At 71.4% G+C, this 25973-nt stretch carries 25 protein-coding genes; 21 read left to right on the top strand and 4 right to left on the bottom strand.

Annotated elements, in window-relative coordinates; genetic code table 11:
* The first annotated feature begins 31 nt into the window (after positions 1-31).
* The 10 genes from ccmA to AC4BGC_RS00670 all read left to right on the top strand — a co-directional run bounded on the left by ccmA (position 32) and on the right by AC4BGC_RS00670 (position 8970).
* Complete coding sequence (gene ccmA / locus AC4BGC_RS00625; RefSeq protein WP_490553929.1) at positions 32-748, top strand: heme ABC exporter ATP-binding protein CcmA; 717 nt, start codon at positions 32-34, stop codon at positions 746-748.
* Positions 745-1491, top strand: coding sequence for an ABC transporter permease (locus tag AC4BGC_RS00630; protein WP_490553930.1), 747 nt, complete (start codon positions 745-747; stop codon positions 1489-1491). Before ccmA ends, AC4BGC_RS00630 begins: the two co-directional genes overlap by 4 nt.
* 51 nt (positions 1492-1542) lie before the next feature.
* The gene (locus tag AC4BGC_RS00635) at positions 1543-2472 is read left to right on the top strand and encodes a proline dehydrogenase family protein (protein ID WP_490546670.1); all 930 of its coding nucleotides are present in this window, start codon (positions 1543-1545) and stop codon (positions 2470-2472) included.
* 12 nt (positions 2473-2484) lie between these two features.
* Complete coding sequence (gene proC / locus AC4BGC_RS00640; protein WP_490553931.1) at positions 2485-3288, top strand: pyrroline-5-carboxylate reductase; 804 nt, start codon at positions 2485-2487, stop codon at positions 3286-3288.
* Entirely contained in the window at positions 3281-4696 is a 1416-nt protein-coding gene (locus AC4BGC_RS00645; RefSeq protein WP_490553932.1) for a DUF2079 domain-containing protein, read from the top strand. The genes proC and AC4BGC_RS00645 overlap by 8 nt, the downstream gene beginning before the upstream one ends.
* 10 nt (positions 4697-4706) lie before the next feature.
* Positions 4707-5891: an acetoin utilization protein AcuC gene (locus tag AC4BGC_RS00650; protein WP_490546667.1), complete on the top strand. Its 1185-nt coding sequence runs from the start codon at positions 4707-4709 to the stop codon at positions 5889-5891.
* Positions 5892-6056: 165 nt separating this feature from the next.
* Positions 6057-6254, top strand: coding sequence for a helix-turn-helix domain-containing protein (locus AC4BGC_RS00655; RefSeq protein ID WP_490546666.1), 198 nt, complete (start codon positions 6057-6059; stop codon positions 6252-6254).
* Between the two features lie 149 nt (positions 6255-6403).
* A complete protein-coding gene (locus tag AC4BGC_RS00660; RefSeq protein ID WP_081683056.1) occupies positions 6404-6505 on the top strand; it encodes a 30S ribosomal protein bS22 in 102 nt (33 codons plus the stop codon).
* Positions 6506-6521: 16 nt separating this feature from the next.
* Positions 6522-7550 (top strand): NAD-dependent epimerase/dehydratase family protein, encoded by a 1029-nt coding sequence (locus tag AC4BGC_RS00665; RefSeq protein ID WP_490546665.1) that lies wholly within the window; start codon positions 6522-6524, stop codon positions 7548-7550.
* On the top strand, positions 7543-8970 hold the full coding sequence (locus AC4BGC_RS00670) for a lysophospholipid acyltransferase family protein (RefSeq protein WP_490553933.1): 1428 nt from the start codon (positions 7543-7545) through the stop codon (positions 8968-8970). Before AC4BGC_RS00665 ends, AC4BGC_RS00670 begins: the two co-directional genes overlap by 8 nt.
* Before the next feature lie 80 nt (positions 8971-9050).
* Here AC4BGC_RS00670 and AC4BGC_RS00675 read toward each other — a convergent pair whose 3' ends face one another.
* The 3 genes from AC4BGC_RS00675 to AC4BGC_RS00685 all read right to left on the bottom strand — a co-directional run bounded on the left by AC4BGC_RS00675 (position 9051) and on the right by AC4BGC_RS00685 (position 12257).
* Positions 9051-10274, bottom strand: coding sequence for a DUF5667 domain-containing protein (locus AC4BGC_RS00675; protein WP_490553934.1), 1224 nt, complete (start codon positions 10272-10274; stop codon positions 9051-9053).
* Positions 10275-10416: 142 nt separating this feature from the next.
* Positions 10417-11223, bottom strand: coding sequence for a sigma-70 family RNA polymerase sigma factor (locus AC4BGC_RS00680; RefSeq protein WP_490553935.1), 807 nt, complete (start codon positions 11221-11223; stop codon positions 10417-10419).
* Positions 11224-11348: 125 nt separating this feature from the next.
* Positions 11349-12257 carry an HAD family hydrolase gene (locus AC4BGC_RS00685; RefSeq protein WP_490553936.1) on the bottom strand — a complete coding sequence of 303 codons (909 nt, stop codon included), beginning with the start codon at positions 12255-12257 and terminating at the stop codon, positions 11349-11351.
* Positions 12258-12308: 51 nt separating this feature from the next.
* Between AC4BGC_RS00685 and AC4BGC_RS00690 the strand changes: the two genes are divergently transcribed.
* From AC4BGC_RS00690 to AC4BGC_RS00725, 8 genes are all read left to right on the top strand, one after another.
* Positions 12309-13892, top strand: a complete 1584-nt coding sequence (locus tag AC4BGC_RS00690) for a class I adenylate-forming enzyme family protein (RefSeq protein ID WP_490553937.1) — start codon at positions 12309-12311, stop codon at positions 13890-13892.
* Between the two features lie 4 nt (positions 13893-13896).
* The gene (locus AC4BGC_RS00695; protein ID WP_490553938.1) at positions 13897-14133 is read left to right on the top strand and encodes a glutaredoxin family protein; all 237 of its coding nucleotides are present in this window, start codon (positions 13897-13899) and stop codon (positions 14131-14133) included.
* 140 nt (positions 14134-14273) lie between these two features.
* The gene (locus AC4BGC_RS00700) at positions 14274-14951 is read left to right on the top strand and encodes a redox-sensing transcriptional repressor Rex (RefSeq protein WP_490553939.1); all 678 of its coding nucleotides are present in this window, start codon (positions 14274-14276) and stop codon (positions 14949-14951) included.
* 49 nt (positions 14952-15000) lie between these two features.
* Complete coding sequence (locus AC4BGC_RS00705; protein WP_490553940.1) at positions 15001-16296, top strand: glutamyl-tRNA reductase; 1296 nt, start codon at positions 15001-15003, stop codon at positions 16294-16296.
* A 44-nt stretch (positions 16297-16340) separates the two neighbouring features.
* A complete protein-coding gene (hemC, locus tag AC4BGC_RS00710; protein WP_490546810.1) occupies positions 16341-17318 on the top strand; it encodes a hydroxymethylbilane synthase in 978 nt (325 codons plus the stop codon).
* Positions 17315-18997 carry a bifunctional uroporphyrinogen-III C-methyltransferase/uroporphyrinogen-III synthase gene (locus AC4BGC_RS00715; protein WP_490546656.1) on the top strand — a complete coding sequence of 561 codons (1683 nt, stop codon included), beginning with the start codon at positions 17315-17317 and terminating at the stop codon, positions 18995-18997. The genes hemC and AC4BGC_RS00715 overlap by 4 nt, the downstream gene beginning before the upstream one ends.
* 16 nt (positions 18998-19013) lie before the next feature.
* A complete protein-coding gene (hemB, locus tag AC4BGC_RS00720) occupies positions 19014-19994 on the top strand; it encodes a porphobilinogen synthase (RefSeq protein WP_490546655.1) in 981 nt (326 codons plus the stop codon).
* Positions 19995-20140: 146 nt separating this feature from the next.
* Entirely contained in the window at positions 20141-21625 is a 1485-nt protein-coding gene (locus AC4BGC_RS00725) for a SulP family inorganic anion transporter (protein WP_490553941.1), read from the top strand.
* An 80-nt stretch (positions 21626-21705) separates the two neighbouring features.
* Here the strand turns inward: AC4BGC_RS00725 and AC4BGC_RS00730 are convergent, their stop codons facing one another.
* On the bottom strand, positions 21706-23010 hold the full coding sequence (locus AC4BGC_RS00730) for a lytic transglycosylase domain-containing protein (RefSeq protein WP_490553942.1): 1305 nt from the start codon (positions 23008-23010) through the stop codon (positions 21706-21708).
* Between the two features lie 280 nt (positions 23011-23290).
* On the opposite strand from AC4BGC_RS00730, the gene hemL reads away from it, so the two are divergent.
* The 3 genes from hemL to AC4BGC_RS00745 are packed head-to-tail and all read left to right on the top strand — an operon-like array spanning position 23291 to position 25966.
* The gene (gene hemL / locus AC4BGC_RS00735; RefSeq protein ID WP_490553943.1) at positions 23291-24712 is read left to right on the top strand and encodes a glutamate-1-semialdehyde 2,1-aminomutase; all 1422 of its coding nucleotides are present in this window, start codon (positions 23291-23293) and stop codon (positions 24710-24712) included.
* On the top strand, positions 24709-25404 hold the full coding sequence (locus AC4BGC_RS00740) for a histidine phosphatase family protein (RefSeq protein WP_490546651.1): 696 nt from the start codon (positions 24709-24711) through the stop codon (positions 25402-25404). Before hemL ends, AC4BGC_RS00740 begins: the two co-directional genes overlap by 4 nt.
* 1 nt (position 25405) lies before the next feature.
* A complete protein-coding gene (locus tag AC4BGC_RS00745; protein ID WP_490553944.1) occupies positions 25406-25966 on the top strand; it encodes a TlpA disulfide reductase family protein in 561 nt (186 codons plus the stop codon).
* Positions 25967-25973 lie beyond the last annotated feature (7 nt).

Consider the following 25973-nt stretch of genomic DNA (forward strand, 5'->3'; position numbering starts at 1 on the left):
CTGGGTCCGGCGCCCGTGCTTAATTCAACGGATGATGAAAAACGCGGCTGCCGTCCGCGAGCTGTCCGTGCGCCGCGGCGGGCGGGAGGTGCTGCACGAGCTCGACTTCGAGGTCGGCCCGGGGGAGGTCACCGGCCTCCTCGGGCCGTCGGGGTGCGGCAAGACCACCCTGATGCGCACCCTGGTGGGCGTGCAGCGCATCGCGGGCGGCTCGGTGGAGGTGCTCGGGACCCCGGCAGGGTCGGCCTCGCTGCGCGACCGGATCGGCTACGTGACCCAGCAGCCCAGCGTGTACGACGACCTCACCGTCACCGAGAACCTGCGGTTCTTCGCGCGGGTGCTCGGCGTGGGCGCCGACCGGGTCGCCGAGTGCATCGGGATCGTCGCGCTCGAGAGCCACCGGGACCGCGTCGTGGCCCACCTCTCCGGCGGCCAGCGCTCCCGGGTCTCGCTCGCCGTGGCCCTGCTCGGGGAGCCGCCGCTGCTGGTCCTCGACGAGCCGACCGTCGGCCTCGACCCCGTGCTGCGGGTGGAGCTGTGGGGGACCTTCCGGCAGCTCGCCGCCGCCGGGACGGCGGTGCTGGTCTCCAGCCACGTGATGGACGAGGCCTCGCGGTGCGACCGGCTGCTGCTGATGCGGGCCGGTCGGCTGATCGCGGACGACACCCCCAGTGGGCTGCTGGAGCGCACGCGGTCACAGAGCATCGAGGACGCGTTCCTGGCCCTCGTCGAGGCCGAGGCGTCATGAGCGTGCTGAGCCCGCGGGTCACGGGGGCGGTCGCGACGCGGGTACTGACCCAGCTCCGCCGCGATCACCGGACCCTGGCCATGCTCCTGGTTCTCCCGTGCGCGCTGATGGCCCTGCTCTGGTGGATGTTCGAGGCCGTTCCCGGCGACGGGTTCTCGCGGCTGGGCCCCGCGCTCCTGGCCCTGGTGCCGTTCACCATCATGTTCCTGGTCACCTCGGTGACCACGCTGCGCGAACGCACCTCGGGCACCCTGGAGCGCCTGCTCGCGATGCCGATGGGCAAGCTCGACTTCCTGCTCGGCTACGCGATCGCCTTCGGCATCCTCGCCGCGCTCCAGTCCGCGCTGGCCGTCGGGGTCTGCGTCTGGTTGCTGGGCCTCGACGTCGCCGGCCCGGTGTGGATGCTGATGGTGGTCGCGGTCGTGGACGCGGTGCTCGGCACCGCCCTGGGCCTGCTCGTCTCGGCGTTCGCCCGCACGGAGTTCCAGGCCGTGCAGTTCATGCCGGCCGTGGTGATCCCGCAGATCCTGGTGTGCGGCCTGTTCCTGCCGCGAGAGGACCTGCCGCGGGTCCTCGAGGTGATCTCGGACGTGCTGCCGCTGTCCTACGGGGTGGAGGCGATGCAGACGGTGGCGTCGAGCACCGAGACGGGCGATGCCTGGCGCGACGTCGCGCTGGTCGCGGCGTACGCCGTGGTGGCACTCGCCCTCGGGGCTCTCACCCTGCGTCGACAGTCGGACTGAGTCCGGGGTCGGCTGTACCGTGGCCGGGAGCCACACGTACGGAGGATCCCCTTGCTGCGACACGTCCTGCTGATGCTGGCCCGGAGCCACCAGGTCAAGGAGATCGCCACCCGGCTGCCCGTCAGCAGCGGCGTCGTGAACCGCTTCGTGCCCGGCGAGCAGACCGCGCAGGCCGTGGAGGCGACCAACGCCCTGATCGAGGACGGCCTGCACGTCACCCTCGACTTCCTCGGCGAGGACACCCTGGACCAGGGGCAGGCCGAGAGCACGGTGCTGGCCTACCTCGACCTGCTCGAAGGGCTGGCCGCAGCGGGCCTGGCCCGCGACGCCGAGGTGAGCGTGAAGCTCTCTGCGATCGGGCAGGCGCTGCCCGAGGTGGGTCCCAAGCTCGCCGTGGAGAACGCACGCCGGATCTGCCGTGCCGCCCGCAACGCCGGCACCACGGTGACCCTCGACATGGAGGACCACACCACGACCAGCAGCACGCTCGAGGTGCTGCACGAGCTGCGCAAGGACTTCCCCGAGACCGGCGCCGTGCTCCAGGCCTACCTCTACCGCACCGAGCAGGACTGCCGGGCGCTGGCGCACGAGGGCAGCCGGGTCCGGCTGTGCAAGGGCGCCTACAAGGAGCCCGAGGACGTCGCCTACCAGGATCGCCACGACGTCGACAAGTCCTACGTGCGCTGCCTGAAGATCCTGATGGCGGGGGAGGGCTACCCGATGGTGGCCACCCACGACCCGCGGTTGGTCAAGATCGCGGCCGCGCTGGCCACCCGGCACGGACGGATGCCGGGCACCTACGAGTTCCAGATGCTCTACGGGGTCCGTGGCGACGAGCAGCGCCGGCTCGCGGACACCGGCGAGAAGGTGCGGGTCTACCTCCCCTACGGCCAGGAGTGGTACGGCTACCTGATGCGCCGACTCGCCGAGCGGCCCCAGAACCTGACATTCTTCCTGCGTTCACTCGTCTCCCAGAAGTAGGGCGCTTCCTTCATGACCTTCGCGATCATCGGTGCCGGCGTCATGGGCGAGGCCCTGCTCTCCGGTCTGCTCAAGGGCGGGCACGAGCCCGCCGACCTGATGGTCGGTGAGAAGCGACCGGATCGGGCCGCCGAGCTCCGGGAACGGCACGGGGTCGACGTGGTCGCCAACACCGAGGCCGCCTCCCGCGCCGACACCGTGGCCCTCGTGGTCAAGCCGCAGGACATGGACGACGTGCTCACCGAGATCGGCCCGCACCTGCGCCCGGGGCAGGTCCTGATCAGCCTTGCCGCCGGCATCACCACGAGCTACATCGAGCGGCACATCCCGGACGGCATCGCCGTGATCAGGGTGATGCCGAACACGCCGGCGCTGGTCGACGAGGGGATGGCCGCCATCTCCGGCGGCAGGCACTGCACCGAGGAGCACCTCGCGATGGCCGAGCGGATGCTCTCGGTCACCGGCCGCGTGATGCGGGTCCCGGAGAAGCAGCAGGACGCGGTGACCGCGATCTCCGGTTCCGGGCCGGCCTACCTGTTCTTCGTCGTCGAGTCGATGATCGAGGCCGGCGTACACCTCGGGCTGCCGCGCAGCACCGCCACCGAGCTGGTCGTGCAGACCGTGGTCGGCTCGGCGAAGCTGCTGCGCGAGACCGGCGAGCACCCGACCGTGCTCCGCGAGCGGGTCACCTCACCCGGAGGCACCACCGCCGCCGCGATCCGCCAGCTGGAGAACCACAAGGTGCGTTCGGCGTTCATCGAGGCCATGGAGGCTGCGCGCGACCGCTCGGTCGCTCTTGCCGCCAGCGATGAGTGACCTGGGCCCGACCACAGCGCAGCAGGCCCTCGAACCCGAAGCGCGACCCCTGCCGTTCTGGCAGGCGGGCCTGGTGTTCGTGCTGCTCTCGGTCCTCTACGCGGCGGTCTCGTTCCAGCAGTACCACCGGATGGACTCCTACATCTTCGACCTCGGGTTCTTCGAGTCGGTGGTGCGCGACTACGCCCAGGGACGGCTGCCCGAGCTGCAGGTGACCGACAGCACGACGGCGACCCTGCACTTCAGCCCCCTCCTGGCGTTGCTGGCCCCCCTGGTGCTGCTCGTCCCGTCGCCGCTGACCATCCTGGGGGTCCAGGCGCTGGCGGTGGCGGCAGGGGTGGTGCCGTTGATGCGCGCCGCAGGGCGGGGCTGGATCGCGTGGGCGGTCGCCATCAGCTACGGACTCTCGCCGGGTCTCGCGGCGCTGATCGGCTTCGACTTCCACGAGGTCGCGCTCGGGGTGCCGCTGATGGCGCTGAGCATGGCGGCGATGCTGCGCTCGGACCACCGTGCGGCGGTGCTGTGGGCGCTGCCGCTGATCCTGGTCAAGGAGGACCTCGGCCTGTCGGTCGCGGCGCTCGGAGCCGTGGTGTTCCTGCGCGGGTCACGCCGCCTCGGTGCGGTGACGACGGTGATCGGGGCCGGGGCGTTCGCACTGCTGCACTGGTGGTTGCTGCCCGCCGTGAACGGCGACGCCGCAGGGTTCGCCGAGCAGTACGCCCCGGGCGGTCCCGTGGAGGCCCTGCGCACGCTGGCGGAAGGGTGGCAGGCGAAGCTGCGGACGGTGCTGTTCCTGCTGCTGCCGACCGGGCTGCTGGCGCTGCGGGCGCCGATGCTGCTGCTGGTCGCACTGCCCACCTTCGGGTGGCGGTTCGTCTCGGACCGGCAGACCTACTGGGAGCCGTGGTTCCACTACGACGCCATCCTCGTCCCCGTGGCCGTCGCCGCGATGATCGAGGGCGCGCGGCTGCTGCGCCCCCGGCTGCGCAACCTGGTCCTCGGCCTCGCCGTGGCCGCGACGTTGCTGCTCGTCCCGCAGCAGGCGCTCTCCCAGGCCTGGAACCGCGACTTCTGGCGCGACCAGCCACGCACCGCGGCGATCGACCGGGTCCTCGACGAGATCCCGTCCGGCAGCCGGGTCGCGGCCTCGGACGATCTCGGTGGGCGGATCGCGTTGCGCACCGAGCTCTACCTGATCGGGGACACCCTGAGCCCCGACGGACCGCCACTGCCTGCCTCCGAGTTTGACGGCGTCGAGTGGGTGGCCTTCGACCGGGGGTGGCCGGTGCTCCCGACGCCCGCGTGGAAGGGGTTCGCCCAGCTGGTCGACAGCGGCGAGTTCGAGGTGGTCGCCGAAGCCGAAGGTGTGGTCGTGGCCAAGAGGCGCGAGAGCGCCGAGAAGGAGTAGCGTCCGCGGCATGGAAGAGCCGAGCTGCCGCGCCTGCGTGGTGTACGACGAGTCGCTCACCTCCTACGACTTCGGTCCCACCCACCCGATGAATCCGGTGCGCGTCGACCTCACCGTCTCGCTGGCCGAGCAGCTCGGCGTACTCAAGGCGCTGCCGCGGGTGCTGGCGCCCGACGCCACCGAGGACGACCTGGTCACCGTGCACGACCCGGCGCTGATCGAGGCCGTGATGGCCTCCAGCGAGGACCCCACGCGCACGAATGCCGCCTTCGGCCTCGGCAGCGACGACAACCCCACCTTCCGCAACATGCACGCAGCGGCGCGTCACGTCGTCGGGGCCACCCTGGAGGCGGCGCGGCAGGTGTGGACCGGCCAGGTGGACCACGCGGCGAACATCGCCGGCGGCCTGCACCACGCGATGCCCGACCGGGCGAGCGGCTTCTGCGTCTACAACGACGTCGCGATCGCGATCCGGTGGCTGCTGGCCAACGGGGCCGAGCGGGTGGCCTACGTCGACGTGGACGTGCACCACGGGGACGGCGTGGAGCGGATCTTCTACGACGACCCCCGCGTGCTGACCATCTCGCTGCACGAGACCGGCCAGATGCTCTTCCCCGGCACCGGGTTCCCGGCGGACTCCGGTGGCCCGCAGGCCCCCGGGTCGGCGGTGAACGTGGCGCTGCCGCCCGGCACCGGCGACGCGGGCTGGCTGCGTGCGTTCCATGCCGTGGTCCCGCCGCTGCTGCGCGAGTTCGCACCCGACGTGCTGGTCACCCAGCAGGGCTGCGACAGCCACCGCGACGACCCGCTCGCCCACCTCTCGCTCAGCGTCGACGGCCAACGGGCCAGCTACCTCGCGCTGCACGACCTGGCGCACGAGGTCGCGTCCGGGCGCTGGGTGGCCCTCGGCGGCGGTGGCTACTCGGTCGTGGACGTGGTCCCGCGCGCGTGGACCCACCTGCTCGCCGTGGTCTCCGGCACCCCGTTGGAGGCAGCCAGGGACACCCCGGAGTCGTGGCGCGAGGAGATCCGTGAGCGGCTCGGCGTACGCGGTCCCTCGCGGATGACCGACGGTCGGGACGCGGCCTTCAGGGACTGGTCCCAGGGCTATGACCCGGACACCTGGCTGGACCGTGCGGTGCAGGCGACGCGCGCCGAGGCCTTCCCCCACCACGGCCTGGACCCCCACTTCTGAGGGGTCGCTGAGTAGGCTTGGCAAGTAGACACGCCGGAGCCACATCTTTCACTTTGGAGATTCTCTGGCACATGCGCCCCAATGACCCCTATTCTTCACCCACAGACGCACGAAGGGTCTGCGGCGGGGAAGCCGTGGGGCGTGCGAGAGAAAGAGCGGTGCGCAATGCCCACGAACGACATCTCCGAGGTGAAGTTCCTGACCGTCGCCGAGGTGGCTGCGGTGATGCGCGTCTCCAAGATGACGGTCTACCGACTGGTCCACAACGGAGAACTGCCCGCCGTACGCGTCGGCCGCTCGTTCCGGGTCAGCGAAGAGGACGTCAACGACTACCTGAAGAGCAGCTTCTTCGACGCCGGATAGGGGTCGCGGGACACGTCCCGTGCCCACCCCTTGGGTGACCACTTCGCGAGAGCATTCAGCCCGATTCGGCAGCGTTGCGCCGGACCTATAGGCTGTGGCCTTCGGACGGACCCTGCCGGGTCCCTCTCTCTTATACGGATGGGTCAGACGTGGGTTCAGTCATCAAGAAGCGCCGCAAGCGTATGGCGAAGAAGAAGCACCGCAAGCTGCTGAAGAAGACGCGCGTACAGCGCCGCCGTCTCGGCAAGTAGGCCGACCGGGAGTCCCATGGGCCAGGTTGTCCTCGTCACCGGCGTAGCCGGCGATCTTGGGCGTCGCTTCGCGGCGCAGCTGTCAGGATCGCCGGACGTCGAACGCGTCATCGGCGTCGACGTCGTGCCGCCTAGGGGCGACCTCGGCGGTGCTGACTTCGTCCGCGCCGACATCCGCAACCCGGTGATCGCCAAGGTCATCGTGCGCGAGCGGGTGGACACCGTGGTGCACACCAGCGTGGCAGCGACCGCTGCCGCGGCTGGGAGCAACTCCACCAAGGAGCTCAACGTCATCGGGACGATGCAGCTGCTGGCCGCGTGCCAGCAGTCGCCCGACGTCCGCAAGCTCGTGCTGAAGTCCAGCGCGGCCTTCTACGGTGCCTCGCACCGGGACCCGGCGATGTTCACCGAGAACATGACCGCCAAGCGGTTGCCGGGCGGTGGCTTCGCCAAGGACGTCAACGAGGTCGAGTCCTACACCCGGGGCTTCGCGAGGCGTCGTCCCGACGTGGCTGTCACCACGCTGCGCCTGGCCAACGTCATCGGCCCCGAGATCACCTCGGCGATGACGGGCTACTTCCGGCTGCCGGTGATCCCGACGGTGCTCGGGTTCAACCCCAGGCTGCAGTTCCTGCACGAGCTGGACGCGCTGGCCGCTCTCGAGCACGCCACCCGCAGCGACGTGAGCGGCACCTTCAACATCAGCGGTGACGGCATGCTCACCCTGACCCAGGCGGTACGCCGCCTCGGTCGCCCCTCGATCTCGTTGCCGGGCTTCGCGTTGCCCGCCTTCGGGTCGGCCATCCGCACGAACCGCGTGGCCGACTTCTCCTCCGAGCAGGTGGCCTTCCTGACCTACGGCCGAGGGCTGGACACCACCAGGATGCGCACGATGTTCGGGTTCGAGCCCTCGTTCAGCACGACGGAGGCGTTCGAGGACTTCGCCGCGTCGTTGGCGCCCGGCATCCTCGCACCGGCCCGGGTCCGGGCCGCGGAGACGGCGCTGGTCAGCGCCCTGACCTCAGGGGGGCAGCCTCGTGGGTGACGCAGAGATCATTCCGATCGGGACCCGGGGCAAGCCCGGCAGGGGCACCGGCGAGGAGAGGCCGTCCGCCAACAGCCGGAGCCTGGCACCCAGGTCCCCGGCGAAGGACCAGCCGAAGAGGGACGGGAGCAAGCGCGCCCAGTCGAGGGACACCCCGGCCGACCAGACCACGGCCGACCAGGCGACGGGCGACCAGACCACGGCCGACCAGGCAACGGGCGACCACACGACGGACGCCCCCGGGAGCGCCGCGAGGTCGGCCTCGTCGTCGGTTGACGGCACCACCAACGGCGCCAGCAACGGCCGCAGGGCCAACGGGGCCACCAACGGACGCAGGGCCAACGGCGCCGCCTCGCCGTTGCCCACGGCCGCCACTCCGGACGCACGCGTGGGCGAAAACTCCGGCACGACCGACGAGCCCCCGGGAGGGGACTCCGGGGGTGCCTCGGGCGATGCCGGCCCGGCGCAGCCGACTGTGCTGCCCACCCGGCCGCCGGTCACTGCCGACCACCGTCACCCCACGCCGGGCATCCCGCCCGTGGAGTGGCTCGCGGCGCTGACCTCGGCGTCCAAGGAGGTCTTCGGCGCGAACTGGGAGCCCCGGCTGGCCGAGTTCCTCGCCTTCCTGCGCCGTCGGGTCACCGGTGACTTCACGGTCGACAACTTCGGCTTCGACGAGGAGATCACCGAGCAGCTCCTGCTGGCCGCGTTCCGGCCGCTGGCGCGCAAGTGGTTCCGCATCGAGGTGCTCGGCGCCGAGAACATCCCCGCCGAGGGGGGCGCCCTGGTGGTGTCCAACCACTCCGGGACGATCCCGCTCGACGGCCTGATGACCGCGGTCAGCATCCGTGACCACACCGGCCGCTTCCTGCGCCCGCTCGGCGCCGACCTGATCTTCAGGCTGCCCGTGATCGGGGACCTGGCCCGCAAGGGCGGCGCCACCCTCGCCTGCAACGAGGACGCGGAGCGGATGCTGCGCGACGGCGAGCTCGTGGGGGTCTGGCCCGAGGGGTTCAAGGGGATCGGCAAGCCGTTCAGCGAGCGCTACAAGCTCCAGCGCTTCGGTCGCGGCGGCTTCGTGTCCGCCGCGATCCGCACCGGCGTACCGATCATCCCGGTCTCGGTCGTGGGCGCGGAGGAGATCTACCCCCTGGTGGGCAACGTGTCCTCGCTCGCCCGGCTGCTCGGCCTGCCCTACCTGCCGATCACCCCGCTGTTCCCGCTGCTCGGTCCGCTCGGGCTGGTCCCGCTGCCCTCGAAGTGGCTGATCGAGTTCGGGGAGCCGATCCGCACCGACGAGTACGACGCGGGCGCCGCCGAGGACCCGATGCTGGTCTTCAACGTCACCGACCAGGTCCGCGAGTCGATCCAGCAGACGCTCTACTCGCTGCTGATGAAGCGCAAGTCGGTCTTCTCCTGACGCCCACCCTCCGCGGGAGGGTGCGGACGTGACTCGACCACCGACCCGTCCGGGCGGTGGTGTCGATCAGTGGTGCAGGCTCACCTGGTCCGGGGGAGCAGGCTCTCCACGGTCTTGTCGAGCGCGTCGGTGAGCTTCTTGACGCCGTCCGAGACGGGCGTGTTCGGAAGCAGCGTCCCCGTCACCCCGCTGAGCGTCCCGGTGACCCCGGAGACGAGGTCCTTGACGACCGTCGTGGTGGTGGTCGTGATCAGCGGCTGATCCCGGGGGACGACCTTGCTGGTGCCCAGGGAGCCGTCCTCGGTTCCCGGCTGGCCGGCCTCCGGCGCGGGCGCCTGCCCGGTGCCGCCGCCCGGGGTCGGGACGGGGACCAGGGGGTTGACCTGCTCGGGCACCTTGCCGGCGCCCTCCTCGGCCTTCTTGGTCAGCAGCCTGATCCGCTCGGCCTCCGCTGCGTCGAACTCGGCCTGGACCCGGCTCGCCGGCCGTGCGAGCAGGTCCTCGACGGTGGCGGCTCCCGCGCCGGCACTGAGGCTGCCGGGAGGGACGAGGGGCTGCTCGGGACCGCAGGACTTGCACAGCACCCGCGCCTGCTGGTCGATGTCGGCGAGGGTGTCCGCCGCGTCCACCAGGACCGAGCTCGTCGGGGCGTCCGAGAGCGCGGCGAGCTCCCCCATCTGGGCGGTGGTGAAGGTGCGGACCGCGGAGATGTCGGCCGGCTCGCCGGTGGCCTGGTAGGCCTTGAACAGGTTGTCCGAGCCGGCGTCGGCACTCCTGCGGAAGGAGTCGACGGTGGTGGTGATCAGGGTGGTGTCGGGACGGGAAGCCCGCTGCAGGGCCGCCACCTCGTCGAGCCGGGTGGCCGCCTGGTCCAGCAGGGCGCGGCCCTTGGCGGCCTCGCTGAACCGGACCGCGGTGCTGGCCGTCTCGATCCCGCGTTTCACCGGATAGAGAGTCTCGCCGGGCACCGAGCCGTTGGCAGCCGCGGCCATGCCGGCGGTGCCGCCGACGATGACCAGGGAGGCCGCCAGGGTGCTGATCCGGCGGCGGGCGGCGGAGGGTGCGGCCGGGGCCGGGCGTAGGACGGGGGGCGCGGGAACCAGGTCGGTCTCGGCGGCAGCCATCAGCCGTGAGCGGAGCTCGGCGGCGAAGTCGGTTCGGGGGGTCAGCTCCGGCTGCTCGCGCAGCAGGACGACCGTGTCGAGCAGCTCGGCGTAGCGATCGGCGACGGCGTGGGTGGCCGTTCCTCCGAGGACTTGGTCGAACTCCTCGGCCGCGCGCTGGGCGGGGAAGAGGGGTGTCATGGCTTCGTTCCTGAGCTGTGGAGATTCGTGCGGGGCCGACGGGCCGGGGTGCGGTCCGACGGCGTGCGCGTTGACATCGCTCTCAACGAGGCGTGAAACGCGGAGGTTATGGTGCGCTCGAGGTATCCCGTGGGGTGAGACATTACCGGATCCCCTCGGGCAGCAGCCGTCCCAGATTGCGTACGCCGCGCAGCTGGAGCTGCTTGACCGCACCCGCGCTGCGGCCCAGCACCTCGGCCGTCTCGGCGATGGAGAGACCCTGCAGGAACCGCATCACCAGGCACTCGCGCTGCTCGGTGGGCAGCTCGGCGAGCGCCGCCAGCAGCGCCTCGTTGGTCAGGGACGCGAGCACCGCCCCCTCCGGCCCGTCGGTGGTGGTGTCGAGGGTGCTCATGTCCTCGGTGGTGCTCTCCAGCCGCGTGCGTCCGGCCTTGAAGTGGTCGGTGGCCAGGTTGCGGGCGATGGTCATCAGCCAGGCGCCGAAGTCCTTGCCCTGCCAGCGGAAGGTGCTCATCGAGCGCAGCGCCCGGAAGAACGTCTCCCCGGTGAGGTCCTCGGCCAGCGTCACCGACCCGACGCGGTAGTAGAGGAAGCGGTAGACGCTGACGTGGTAGTGGTCGTAGAGCTGCCCGAAGGCCTCCGAGTCACCCTGGCGGGCGAGCTCGACCAGGGCGATCAGGCGAGTGCCCTCGGCCTCGTCCTGGACCGAGGAGGTGGCCAGCTCGGAGTCGTCGTCGTGCCGTCCCGACCGGGGCTGGGGAGCGGTCTGACCCGAGCGCTCGCTGGTCTGGGTCAGCAGCCACGGCGCGGAGCGCGCCACGTCGGGACCCGACGGCCCGGACAGGGTGGCATGGGCCGGGACCGGGAAGCCGGTGGCGAGGTGCGGCAGCACCTGCGCCAGGGCGTGCCGCAGCGCGTCAAGACCGCGCTCCAGCTCCTGAATGTCCATACCCATAGCCACCGCACCGACCTCGTCGGCTCCCTCCGAGCCAGCCCGATGCTACGCGCCAGTAGCGCGCTTGTGAACAGATTCAACGACCAGTTCCACGCCCTGCGATGACGCGATGTCGCAGGTCAGGTGATCTTCCGCCGGATGGCGGCGCCGGCGGCCACGGTCCCGGCCACGGCCCCGGCGAGGGCGGCGGTGAACACGCCGGCACGGGCGGCCTTGCGGCCGGTGCGGTAGTCGCGGATCCGCCAGCCGTGCTCGCGGGCGTACTCACGCAGGTGGGCGTCGGGGTTGATGGCGCAGGGGTCCCCGACCACGTTGAGCATGGGCAGGTCGTTGTAGGAGTCGGAGTACGCCGAGCAGCGCGCCAGGTCCAGGCCGAACCGCTCGGCCAGCTCCTTGACCGCGACCGCCTTGGCGGAGCCGTGCAGCATCTCCCCGACGAGCTCGCCGGTGTAGACGCCGTCCACGTGCTCGGCCACTGTCCCCAGGGCGCCGGTGAGTCCGAGGCGGCGGGCGATGATCGTGGCGATCTCGATGGGGGCGGCCGTCACCAGCCACACGCGCTGTCCCTGGTCGAGGTGGAGCTGGGCCAGGGCTCGGGTCCCGGGCCAGATCCGGTGGGCCATCCGCTCGTCGAAGATCTCCTCGCCGAGCTGCTCGAGCTCGGCCACGGTGTGGCCGGCGATGAAGGAGAGCGCCGAGGCGCGTGCGTCCGCGACGTGCTCGGGGTCCTCGACCCCGACGATGCGGAAGTAGGCCTGCTTCCAGGCCGCACCGAGGATGTCCCTGGTGGTGAAGAACTCGCGGCGGTGCAGGCCCCGGGCGAGGTGGAAGATCGAGGCGCCCTGCATCACGGTGTTGTCGACGTCGAAGAAGGCGGCGGAGGTGTCGTCGTTCTCCACGCTGAGCGCGCTCTCCACCTCTGCGATGGCCGCAGCGGCCTCGCCGGCGAGCTGTGAGCGGCGCTTGAGGTTGGGCGGGCGTGACGGCGTCCTGCGACCCGGCATGGCATGCGGCGGGGGAGGGGTCACGCGACCAGAGTAGGGCGTGGGCGGCAGGCGTGGATGTGCGAGACTCACCCGATGGACTCCAACGTCGCGGAGCTGTTGAGCCGTGCGGCCCTCGAGGAGCCGAACAAGACGATCCTGTGCGAGGCGGCGACGGGGCGCACGATCACCTGCAGCGCCCTCGACGAGCTCGTCGACCGGGTCGTGCAGGGTCTCTCGGACGCAGGCATGGTGGCCGGCTACCGGGTGATGGTCGCGACCGGGAACCGGATCGAGTTCGTGGCCGCCTACCTCGGCGCGCTGCGCGCCGGGATGGTCGTCGTACCCGTCAACCCGCGCAGCGCCACCGGTGAGCTGATCCGGATGCTGGCCGACTCCGGCACCCGGATGGTGATCGCCGACCCGTCGACGATCTCCTCGGTGCGCGAGGCGGCGGGCGGTCTGGGAGAGGCGATGGAGGCCGCCGGCTACGAGGCCGCGGCGCGACCGCGGATCGTCACCGTGGGGACCACCCTGGAGCCGGGCGAACGCGGCTGGGACCAGCTCACCGCCACCCGGGGCCGGCCGATGCCCGGACGGGCCGACCCGGAGAGCCTGGCCGTGCTCCTCTACACCAGCGGGACCTCCGGCCGGCCACGAGCCGCGATGCTCTCCCACCGGGCGCTGCTCGCGAACGTCGAGCAGGTGGCCCGGGTCGACCCACCGATGATCACCGGTCGTGACGTGGTGCTCGGGGTGCTGCCCCTGTTCCACGTCTACGGCCTCAACGCAGTGCTGGGACAGGCGCTGCACCAGAAGGCGCGCCTGGTCCTGGTGGACGGGTTCGAGCCGGAGGGCTCCCTGGACATCATCGAGGACGAGGCGATCTCCGTGGTCCCCGTCGCCCCGCCCGTGTTCGCGTACTGGATGCAGGTCCCGGGCCTCGAGGACAGGCTCGGACCCGTGCGGCTGGTGCTCAGCGGCTCGGCGCCGCTGGACCCGGAGCTGACCGCGGCGTTCACCGACCGCACCCGCGTCGCGATCCACCAGGGCTACGGGCTCACCGAGGCGGCGCCGGTGGTGACCTCGACGTTGTGCAGCAAGAACCCCGGCTCACCGCGATCGGTCGGCGCCGCGCTGCCGGGCATCGAGATCAAGCTGGTCGACGAGGACGGTCGGGAGCCGCACGACGAGGACGGCGGCGAGATCCACGTGCGCGGGGACAACCTGTTCTCCGGCTACTGGCCCGACGGGGCCGACGGCCCGGGCCCGGACGGCTGGTGGGCCACGGGGGACGTCGGCTACCTCGACCAGGACGGCGACCTCTACCTCGTGGACCGGCTCAAGGAGTTGGTCATCGTCTCGGGCTTCAACGTCTACCCCAGCGAGGTGGAGGACGTGATCGGCGAGCTGCCGGACGTCGCGGAGGCGGCGGTGATCGGCGTCGAGCACCCGATCACCGGGGAGGCGGTCGTGGCCTACGTGAAGCCGACCGCTGCCGGGGCCAGCGACAACCTCGAGGACGTCGTACGCCGCCACTGCCAGGAGCGACTCGCAGGGTTCAAGCAGCCCTCGCGGATCCATGTCGTCGAAGAGCTCCCCTACACCCCGACCGGGAAGGTGCAGAAGGGCCGCCTGCGGGCGACCGAGCGCCGCCGGGCACTGGGTCTGTTGGAGTGAGGCCGTGAACGCGCGCGTGACGCTCTACGCCAAGCCCGGCTGCCACCTGTGCGAGGACGCCAGGGCCGTGATCGAGCGGGTCTGCGCCGAGTTCGGCACCACCTACGACGAGGTGGACATCACCGGCTCCACCGAGCTGATGGAGACCTACGGCGAGCAGATCCCGGTGACCTTCGTCGACGGCCGGCAGCACGACTTCTGGCGCGTCGACGAGGCCCGCCTGCGCGCCGCACTGACCTGAATCGCCGGTCCGGGGGCGGAGAGTACCCCCGCTGCCATGAGACATCTCACATGTGCTAGGCCATGGACCCGTCTCAGTTTGTTCCCGAGTTCACAAACTCTTAGAGTGCAGAGGTTCGCAACTCTGGAGAGTGTCATTACGTGAGCAGCACCCGAATCCCCGAGGCGACGGTCGCCCGTCTACCGGTCTATCTGCGGGCGCTGAACGCGATGAGCGACGCCGACACCACGACCTGCTCGAGCCTCGAGCTCGCGGCCGCAGCCGGCGTGAACAGCGCCAAGCTGCGCAAGGACCTGTCGCACCTCGGGTCCTACGGCACCCGCGGCGTGGGCTACGACGTGCAGTATCTCCGCTACCAGATCTCGCGCGAGATCGGCCTGACCCAGGACTGGCCCGTGGTCGTCGTGGGGATCGGCAACCTCGGTCACGCGCTCGCGAACTACTCCGGCTTCTCCTCGCGCGGGTTCCGCACGGTCGCACTGCTCGACGCCGACCACAGCCGTCACGGCGAGGTCGTCGCCGGGCTGGAGATCCGCAGCTTCGAGGACCTCGAGCAGGTGGTCGCCGAGCACGGTGTCGGCATCGGTGTGATCGCCACGCCGGCCGTCGCCGCCCAGGATGTCTGCGACCGGATGGTCAGCGCCGGGATCCGCAGCATCCTCAACTTCGCGCCGACGATCCTCTCGGTCCCCGAAGGTGTCGACGTACGCCGCGTGGACCTGTCCAGCGAGCTGCAGATCCTCGCCTACCACGAACAACGCAAGACCACCGACCAGGCGCTGGCGCCGGTCGTCGAGCTGACGGAGGACGTGGGATGAGCTCCCTGACGAAGTGCCCGCGCGCGGCGGCCCCTGCCGGGGGTGAGCGATGAGCGTCCTGATCGTGGGCATCTCCCACAAGACCGCCCCCGTCTCGGTGCTCGAGCGGGTGGCGCTCGACGCCGACGGCGTGGACAAGCTGATCCGGCAGATCTCCGACAACGAGCACGTCACCGAGGTCGCGGTGCTCTCCACCTGCAACCGCACCGAGGTCTACGCCGACGTCGACCGGTTCCACGGCAGCGTCGAGGCGATCTCCCGCCTGATCGGTGAGCGGGCGGGGCAGGTCCCCGACGAGATCCTCGAGCACCTCTACGTCCACTACGACGACGGTGCCGTGTCCCACCTGTTCCACGTCGCGTCCGGGCTCGACTCCATGGTGCTCGGCGAGAGCCAGATCCTGGGCCAGACCCGGGAGGCGCTGCGCGCCGGGCAGGACGCCGGCACCATCGGCCCGACCCTGAACGTCCTGTTCCAGCAGGCACTGCGGGTGGGCAAGCGCTCCCACGCCGAGACCGACATCGACCGGGTCGCACCGAGCCTGGTCACCGCCGCGCTGGAGCGGGCTGCGGAGCACGTCGGCGACCTCGCCGGCAAGCACGTGGTGGTGGTCGGCGCGGGCTCGATGGCCAGCCTCACCGTGGCGACCGCGTCCCGTGCGGGTGCCGCGTCGATCGTGGTCGCCAACCGCACCCACGAGCACGCGGAGCGCCTCGCGAAGCAGTACGCCGCCCGGGCGATCCCGCTCGCCGACCTCGTCGCCGAGTCCGGCCCCGTGGACGTGCTCGTCTCGTGCACCGGTGCGACCGGCGTGGTGGTCGACGCCGACTCGCTCTCCGCGCGCCGCTCGGCCACCTCCGGCCCGCTGGCCGTGATCGACCTCGCCCTGCCGCGCGACGTGGACCCGGCCGTTGCCCACCTCCCCGGCGTCCGGCTGATCGCCCTGGACACGCTCGCCGCCGAGCTCGAGGGCGCCCAGGGTGTCGCAGGCGTCGAGGGGGTCCGGGAGATCGTCACCCAGGAGCTGGCCGCCTTCCTGACCGCCCGCAGCGTCAAGAGCGTCACCCCCACTGTGGTCGCCCTGCGCACCATGGCGACCGGTGTGGTGGAGGCCGAGCTGGGCAGGCTGGCCACCCGGCTGCCCGACCTCGACGACGACAGCCGCGCCGAGGTGGAGAAGGCGATCCGCCGCGTGGCAGAGAAGCTCCTCCACCAGCCGACCGTGCGGGTCAAGGAGCTGGCGAACCACACCGGGGCGGTCTCCTACGCCGCAGCGCTGGCCGAGCTCTTCGCCCTCGACGCGGACGCGGTCGAGGCCGTCACCAGGCCGGGGACGCCGATATGAGCCCGCAGACCGGTGCACCGGTGACCCCCGAGACCACTTCCGAGATGAGCCCCGCCACGGCGACCCCGGGCACGGCCATCCGGATCGGCACGCGCGCGTCCAACCTGGCCCGGACCCAGACCGGGCACGTGGCGGCTGCCCTCACCGCGGCCACCGGCCTGCCCACCGAGCTGGTGCTGATCCGCACCGAGGGTGACGTCTCCACCGCGCCGCTCGCCTCGATGGGCGGCACCGGGGTGTTCGTGAGCGCGCTGCGCGAGGCGCTGCTGCGCGGCGAGGTCGACGTGGCCGTGCACTCCCTCAAGGACCTGCCGACCACCCCTGCCGAGGGGATCGTCCTGGCCGCCGTACCCGTGCGCGAGGACCCTCGGGACGTGGTCGTGGCCCGGGACGGGCTCACGCTCGCGGAGCTGCCGACCGGCTCCCGGGTCGGCACCGGTGCACCTCGCCGGGTGGCCCAGCTCGAGGCGCTGGGTCTCGGGATCGACATCGTCGGAGTCCGCGGCAACGTGGACGGCCGACTGCGCAAGGTGGCCTCCGGTGAGCTCGACGCCGTCGTGCTCGCCCGCGCCGGCATGGCCCGCCTGGGCCGGGCCGGGGAGGCGACCGAGGTGCTCGACCCGCTGCAGGTGCTGCCCGCACCGGGTCAGGGCGCACTGGCGGTGGAGTGCCGTGCCGGCGTCGAGCTGGTCTCCACCCTGCGCGAAGCGTTGGACGACCCGGGCACCAGGGCCTGTGTCGAGGCGGAGCGGGCCCTGCTCGCCGAGCTCGAGGCGGGGTGCTCGGCCCCGGTCGGCGCCCTCGCCGAAGTTGCCGAGGGAGACCTCGGTGACGAACTGTGGATGCGGGCGGTGGCGCTGTCCTTCGACGGCACCTTGTCCGTACGCCGCTCCGCTTCTGGACCTCTCGAGGACCCCATCGGCCTGGGGCAGAAGCTCGCCGCCGAGATGCTGGCCGACGGCGCGGCCGAACTGATCAATGCGACAACCCCCACCGACGACGTAGCAAGAAGGCGATCGTGACCAACCAGAACACGTCCAGCACCCCCACCCCCGGCGTCCGCCCGGTGAAGTGGGTCTCCTTCGTCGGCAGCGGCCCCGGTGACCCGGGCCTGCTCACGGTTCGCGCCGTGGAGCTGATCCGTGACGCGGAGGTGGTGATCACCGAGGTGGCCGGCCACGAGGAGCTGGTCCGGGGCGTCCTTGGACTGCCCCCGGTCTTCGAGGGCGAGGAGTCAGGCGAGGAGCCCGAGGTGGCGACCGGCCCGGTCTTCGTCGACGGTGGCTTCGGCGAGGACGGCCAGCCGCTGACGCACGCTGCCCGCGCCAAGGTGGTCGTGCGCGCGGCCAAGTCCGGCAAGCGCGTCGTGCGCCTGATGGCCGGTGACCCCTTCCTCTACGCCTCCGGGCCCGAGGAGGCGCAGGCCTGCACCAAGGTCGGCATCGGCTTCGAGATCGTCCCCGGCGTGTCCTCGGTCAGCGCCGTGCCGACGTACGCCGGCATCCCGCTGACCACCAAGAACCACCGCGAGGTGGCCGTGGTGACTTGCAGCGACGCCAAGATCGACTGGGACTGCTACGCCTCCCACGACACCCTGGTGCTCCTCTCGGCGGTCGGATCCATCGGCGAGATCGCCACGCAGCTCATCGCTTCCGGCCGGTCCGCCCAGACCCCGGTGGCGATGACCTCGACCGGCACGGTGACCACCCAGCACACGGTCGTCTCCACGCTGGAGCACATCGCCGCCGACGCCCGCGACGGTGGCATCAAGCCGCCGGCGATCACGGTCATCGGCCAGGTCGTCGACCTGCGCGAGACGCTGTCGTGGTTCGAGACCAAGCCGCTGTTCGGCTGGCGTGTGCTCGTGCCCCGCACCAAGGAGCAGGCCGCCGGGCTCTCCACGCGGCTGCGCGGCTTCGGTGCGGTGCCCGAGGAGGTCCCGACCATCTCGGTCGAGCCGCCCCGCAACCCCCAGCAGATGGACAAGGCCGTGCGCGGCCTCGTCGAGGGCCGCTACGAGTGGATCGCGTTCACCTCGGTCAACGCGGTGCGCGCCGTGCGCGAGAAGTTCGAGGAGTACGGCCTCGACGCCCGCGCGTTCTCCGGCCTGAAGATCGCCGCCGTCGGCGAGAAGACCGCGGCCGCGCTCGGCGACTGGGGCCTGAACTCCGACCTGGTGCCCTCCGGTGAGCAGTCCGCCCGCGGGCTGCTCGAGGACTGGCCTCCCTACGACGACGTGCTCGACCCGATCAACCGGGTCTTCCTGCCGCGCGCCGACATCGCCACCGAGACCCTCGTCGCCGGCCTGGTCGACCTGGGCTGGGAGGTCGACGACGTGACCGCGTACCGCACCGTGCGTGCGGCCCCGCCGCCCGCGCCCACGCGCGAGGCGATCAAGAGCGGCAAGTTCGACGCCGTCGTGTTCACCTCGTCCTCGACGGTGCGCAACCTGGTCGGGATCGCCGGCAAGCCGCACACCTCGACGATCATCGCGGTGATCGGTCCCGCCACCGCCAAGACGGCCGAGGAGCACGGGCTGCGCGTCGACGTGCTCGCCCCGAACCCGTCGGTGGAGGAGCTGGTGGACGCCCTCGCGGACTTCGGCGCCGCCCGCCGGGCCTCGCTGGTCGAGTCGGGTCAGCAGGTGACCAAGCCGTCCGACCGCCGCCCGGCGACCCGGCGCAAGGTCCGCACCCAGTGAGCGCGGGGCGGCTCTGATGCCGGGCTTCCCGGAGACCCGGCCGCGCCGGTTGCGGCGTACGCCGGCAATGCGACGCCTGGTCTCCGAGACGACCCTGCGTCCCAGCCAGCTGGTGCTGCCCCTGTTCGTGGCCGAGGACGCCACGGAGCCGCGGGAGATCTCGAGCATGCCCGGGGTCTTCCAGCACACCCGTGACTCGCTGAAGAAGGTCGCCAACGACGCCGCCGAGGCGGGGCTGGGTGGCGTGATGCTGTTCGGCCTCCCGGCCGAGAAGGACGCCGTCGGCTCGGGTGCCGTTGACCCCTCGGGGATCCTCAACCTCGCCATCACCGACGTGGTCGCCGAGGTGGGCGACGAGCTCACGGTGATGTCCGACCTGTGCCTCGACGAGTTCACCGACCACGGCCACTGCGGCGTGCTGGATCCCGACGGCTGGGTCGACAACGACCGCACCCTGGAGATCTACGCCGAGATGGCGCGGGCCCAGGCCTCCGCGGGGGTCGACCTCGTCGGCCCGAGCGGGATGATGGACGGCCAGGTCGGGGCGATCCGCAAGGCGCTCGACGACGAGCAGCACTCCGGCGTCGGCATCATCGCCTACTCCGCGAAGTACGCCTCGGCGTTCTACGGCCCGTTCCGCGAGGCGGTGAACTCCTCGCTCCAGGGAGACCGGCGCACCTACCAGCAGGACTCCGCGAACTCCCGCGAGGGCGTGCGCGAGGCGCTGCTCGACGTCGCCGAGGGCGCGGACATCGTGATGGTGAAGCCGGCGCTGAGCTACCTCGACGTGGTCTCCGCCGTGCGCGAGGCGGTCCCGGTCCCCGTGGCGGCGTACAACATCTCCGGTGAGTACTCCATGGTCGAGGCCGCCGCCGCCCACGGCTGGATCGAGCGCGACGCCGCGGTCCTCGAGGTGCTCACCTCGATCCGCCGCGCCGGCGCCGACGTGATCCTCACCTACTGGGCCCTCGACGCCGCCCGGATGCTGCACGCCTGAGTGTTCGCTGCAGTCCGGGTAGTCCGAGACAGTTCCGTTCCGTTTCGTCCGGTACGACGACGGAACCGTCTCGGACTATCCCGCCAGCAGGGGAGTGTCGGTGCCCCGGCGGCAGCTGTGTCGGCCGGCTCGCGGATAGTTGCATCGTGACCACCTCGGAGGCTCCGCAACCCACGGTCCGCGCGGCGCTCACCTCGCCGCGGCTGCTGCGCACCGAGGTGCTGGCCGGCCTGGTGGTGGCGCTGGCGCTGATCCCCGAGGCGATCGCGTTCTCGGTGATCGCCGGGGTGGACCCCCGGGTGGGGCTGTTCGCCTCGTTCACGATGGCGGTCTCGATCTCGTTCCTCGGCGGCCGGCCGGCGATGATCTCGGCGGCCACGGGTGCGGTCGCCCTGGTGATCGCCCCGGTGATGCGCGAGCACGGGTTCGACTACCTGATCGCCACCGTGCTCCTCGCCGGCGTGCTGCAGATCCTGCTCGCGGTCGCCGGGGTGGCCAGGCTGATGCGGTTCGTGCCGCGCTCGGTGATGGTCGGCTTCGTCAACGCGCTCGCGATCCTGGTCCTCCTCGCCCAGCTCCCGCAGTTGGTCGACGTGCCGTGGCCGGTCTACCCGATGGTCCTGGCCGGGCTGGTGATCCTGGTCGGGCTGCCCCGGCTGAGCACGGCGGTCCCCGCGCCGCTGGTGGCGATCGTGCTGCTCACCCTGGTCACGGTGGTGGCCGCGGTCGACGTACCGGACGTGGGCGGCGAGGGCGCGCTGCCCGACAGCCTGCCCGGGCTGTTCCTCCCCGACGTTCCGCTCGAGCTGGAGACGCTGCGGATCATCGCGCCGTACGCCCTCGGGATGGCGCTGGTCGGCCTGATGGAGTCGCTGATGACCGCCAAGCTCGTCGACGACATCACCGACACCCGCTCGGGCAAGACCCGGGAGGCGTGGGGGCAGGGTGCCGCCAACCTGGTCACGGGGTTCCTCGGCGGCATGGGCGGCTGCGCAGTGGTCGGGCAGACGATGATGAACGTGAAGGTCTCCGGTGCCCGCACCCGGCTCTCCACGTTCCTGGCCGGGGTGTTCCTGCTGGTCCTGGTGGTGGTCCTCGGCGACCTGGTCGCCCTGATCCCGATGGCCGCGCTGGTCGCGGTGATGGTGATGGTCTCGGTGGCGACCTTCGACTGGCACAGCATCTCGCCGCGGACCCTGCGCCGGATGCCGCTGAGCGAGACCGGGGTGATGCTGGCCACCGTGGTCGTGACCGTGGCCACCGAGAACCTCGCGATCGGGGTGGTGTTCGGGGTGCTGACCGCGATGGTGATGTTCGCGCGCCGGGTGGCGCACTTCACCGAGGTGATCGATGTCTCCACCGACGCCGACACCCGGGTCTACAAGGTGGTGGGGGAGCTGTTCTTCGCCTCCAGCAACGACCTGGTGCACCAGTTCGACTACGCCGGGGACCCCGACCACGTGGTCATCGACATGTCCGAGTCCCACATCTGGGACGCCTCCACGGTCGCGACCCTGGACGCGATCGAGACGAAGTACGCCGCCCGGGGCAAGCGGGTCGAGATCCGGGGTCTGAACCAGGCCAGCCTGGACCGGCACCAGCGGCTCGCCGGGAAGCTCGGCGGGAGCTGAGGCGACACGACCGGGGCCCGGACGCGAGGAACCCCCGGTCGCCGGACCGGGGGTTCCTCGATTCTCGAAGCTGACTCCGGTCAGTACCCGTAGCGGGACATGCAGCCCGCGTAGCTCGCCTTCTGCTTGGGCAGCAGCAGCCCGGCGAGCGACTTAACACCGACCTCGACCAGGCACAGGGTGCTGGCGGCGGCCCGGGAGATCTGGTCCTTGATCTCCGGCGCGGTGGTGGGTGCCTTGGTGGGCGGGGTGAGCGTGCCCTTGAGCGCCTCGCCGACCTCGTTGGCGTTGTTCTTCTGCTGATCGGCGTGCTCCTTGAGCGCCGTACCGGCGCCGGTGTTGGTGCTGCCGCCGGGCAGAGGGCTGGAGCCGCCGCCGTTGCCGGGGGCGGAGCCGTTGGTGTCGCCACCGCTGCTGCCGGTGCCACCGGTGCCGCCCGAACCCGAGCCGGTGCTGCCGGGCTTGTAGGTGCCGTCGGCGATCGCTTCCCGCTTCTCCTTGGCAGCCTTGGCCTTGCGCTGCTTGGCGACCTTGTAGGACTTGTCGATCTGCGAGGAGTAGCTCGGCGAGAACGTGCTGCCGCCGTAGGTGCCCGAGGGGACCGCGGTGTAGTCGCCGGAGCTGTAGGACTCCATCAGGCGCAGCACGAGGTTCACGTAGTCGCGGCTGTGGTTGTAGCGGAAGACGGCCGCCTCCTGGCCCTTGCGGGTGGACAGGTTGTCCGTGCCCGAGCACAGGTAGACCGACGTGGCCAGCGCGGCGTCGTCGATGTCCTGGGGGTTGCGCTTGGAGTCGCCGTCGGCGTCGACCTTCACGACCTGCCAGGTCGAGGGGATGAACTGCATCGGGCCCACGGCACGGTCGTAGACGGTGTCGTTGTCGAGCTCGCCGCCGTCGGTGTCGTTGATCGCCTGGGTGCCGTTCTTGCCGTTCAGGGGAATGCCGTAGATGCCGGGCTTGGAGACGCCGTCCTCGGTCAGCGTGTTGCCGCCGTAGCGGCCGTGGTCGGACTCGACCCGGCCGATCGCCGCGATCAGCTCCCACGGGATGTTGCAGGACTTGTCGGCGGCGGCGATGATCTGGGCGCCGCGCTGGTAGGCGGCGAGCGCGGGGGCCGGGATGCCGTTGCTGGAGGCGCCGCTCACCACGGAGTCGGCCGAGCCCTCGGGGACCGCGGGGGCGATCACGCCGGGGACCGGCACGCTGGCCGGCACCTCGATGGCGTCATTGGGGACCGTGGTCCCGTCGGGGAGCGGGGCCCCTTCGGCGGAGCTGTTCGCGGTGGCGGTGGCGCTCATCAGGCTCGCCGTCCAGGCCCCGGACAGCAGGGCGATCGGCAGCAGGGTCAGTGCCTTGCTCCGGCGCGACATGGGCTTGCTCGTCATTGGTCTGCTCTCTCCCCTGGTGAATCACGTGTCGCGGACTCCCCCGAGCCGTTCCGACAGGTGGTCCAACGACCATTCCCACCCGGCGTCACGGTGAAACTTTGCGTGTGACCCAGATCACATCCGACAACCGCCCACGCGGCCTCCGGGCGGCACGGCCCTCAGGTTAGGACTGGAGCCAGTTGCAGTAAATGGTTGTTCGGGAGGATTTCACCTGTTGTCCAGATCACCCTCAGGCAGGCAATTGGTGAGCGGTTGGGCGGTCGGGGAGAATACGGGGGTGCCCGCGTCCGTCACCCCTTCCTCCGCCAGCCCCGCGCCCCAGTCCGCCGACTGGTTCCAGCGCGCCCACCGCGTCACCCCGGGAGGTGTGAACTCCCCGGTCAGGGCGTTCAACGCCGTCGGCGGGACGCCGCGGTTCATGGCCTCGGGAGCCGGTGCCTGGCTGCGCGACGTCGACGGCAACGAGTACGTCGACCTGATCTGCTCCTGGGGCCCGATGCTGATGGGGCACGCCCACCCCGACGTGCAGACCGCCGTCCTGAACGCGGTGGCCCGCGGCACGTCGTACGGCACCCCCACCCGGCCCGAGGTCGAGCTCGCCGAGGAGATCGTGGCGCGCACCTCCGTGGAGCGGGTGCGCCTGGTCTCGTCGGGGACCGAGGCCACCATGTCGGCGATCAGGCTGGCCCGCGGCTTCACCGGCCGTGAGCTGGTGGTGAAGTTCGCCGGCTGCTACCACGGCCACGTCGACTCCCTGCTCGCCGAGGCCGGGTCCGGTCTGGCCACCCACGGGGACACCCACGGGTTCGAGGGCGCCGTGCCGGGCACGCCCGGCGTGCCCGCCGCCTCCACCGCGGCCACGCTGGTGCTGCCCTACAACGACCGTGAGGCCGTCGAGGCGGCCTTCGCCGAGCGCGGCTCCGAGATCGCCTGCCTGATCACCGAGGCCTCGCCCGGCAACATGGGGGTGGTCCCGCCCGAGCCCGGCTTCAACCAGTTCCTCGCCGAGACCTGCGCCATGCACGGGGCCCTGTTCGTCTCCGACGAGGTGATGACCGGCTTCCGCGTCTCGCGCCAGGGTCAGTGGGGCCTCGACGGCGCCCGCGAGGGCTGGCAGCCCGACCTGGTCACCTTCGGCAAGGTGATGGGTGGCGGCTTCCCGGCAGCTGCCTTCGGCGGTCGCGCCGACGTGATGGGGATGCTCTCGCCGGACGGGCCGGTCTACCAGGCCGGGACGCTCTCGGGGAACCCGGTCGCGACCACCGCCGGCCTGGCCACCCTGCGTCTGGCCACCGACGAGGTGTACGCCCAGATCGACGAGGCGGCCCGCACGCTGTCCTCCGCGGCCGGCGACGCGTTGACCCGGGCCGGCGTACCGCACGTCGTGCAGGCCGGCGGCAACATGTTCAGCGTCTTCCTCGGCATCGAGTCGGGACCGGTCCGCGACTTCGCCGAGGCCTCGCAGCAGGACACCGGGGCCTACGGGGCGTTCTTCCACTCCATGCTGGACCAGGGCGTCTACCTCCCGCCGAGCGCCTACGAGGCCTGGTTCCTCTCCGCCGCCCACGACGAGCGTGCGCTGCAGCACGTGATCGACGCGCTCCCGGCGGCGGCCGAGGCCGCCGCGCGGGTCTCGACAGGCTCAACCAGCACGTCGACCGGACCGACCAGTGCTCCAGAAGGGACTGACCGTTCGTGAAGACCGTCGTCCACCTCCTCCGTCACGGAGAGGTGCACAACCCCCAGGGCATCCTCTACGGGCGCTCGGGTGGCTACCACCTCTCCGAGCGCGGGAACGCGATGGCCGAGCGGGTGGCCGAGCGGATCGGCCACCGCGACATCACCCACATCGTCTCCTCCCCGCTGGAGCGGGCCCAGGAGACCGCGGCGCCGCTGGCCGCCGTACGCGGGCTCACCGTGGAGCTCGACCCCCGGGTGATCGAGTCGGGCAACATCTTCGAGGGCAGCCCGTTCCGGGTCCGCAGCTCGATCCTGCGCAAGCCGCAGGTCTGGACGAAGATGCTCAACCCGTTGCGGCCCTCGTGGGGCGAGCCCTACAAGGAGGTCGTCGCGCGGATGTGGTCCGCGGTCGAGGACGCCCGGGACGCCGCCCGGGGCCACGAGGCGGTGATCGTCTCCCACCAGCTGCCGATCTGGGTCACGCGGCTCAAGGCCGAGGGGCGCGGCTTCCTGCACGACCCCCGCAAGCGCCACTGCACCCTGGCCAGCGTCACCTCGTTCACCTTCGAGGACGACAAGCTGGTCAGCGTGGGCTACTCCGAGCCGGCCGGTGACCTGATCCCGGTCGCCGACCGCAACAAGGCGTTCTCCTCGGGAGGCGCCGACGACCCGGAGGCGCTCCCGGAGCCTCCGTCGGAATCCCGTTCCTGAGGTGCGTGCCCCCGTTCGTCTCCTGCTCGCCGTGCTGTTCCTGGCATCGGTCGTCTCTGCCTGCGGTGGCTCGACCGGCACCGGCGACAAGGGCTACGTCAGCGGCTCCGGCATCACCCGCCTGCCCGCCGATGAGCGCAAGAAGCCCGGTGAGGTCTCCGGCACCACCCTGGAGGGCAAGGAAATCTCGCTGGACCAGTACGCCGGCAAGGTCGTCGTGCTCAACGTCTGGGGCTCCTGGTGCGCCCCGTGCCGCAAGGAGGCCCCGGCGCTGTCCGGCGCCGCCCGGGAGCTCGGGGACGAGGTCGCGTTCCTCGGCGTGAACACCCGGGACTCCAGCCCCGAGCTGGGCCTGGCCTTCGAGCGCCGGTTCGAGGTCCCCTACCCCTCGCTCTACGACCCCTCCGGTCGCACCCTGCTCGCCTTCCGGGGCACGCTGCCGCCCAGCGCGATCCCGAGCACCGTGGTGATCGACGCGCAGGGCCGCGTGGCCGCGAGCGTGCTCGGCGCCATCCCCACCCAGCAGACCCTCGTCGACCTGGTCCGGGACGTGCAGAAGTGACCCAAGA

The organism is Nocardioides sp. Z38_18 (assembly GCF_058215695.1).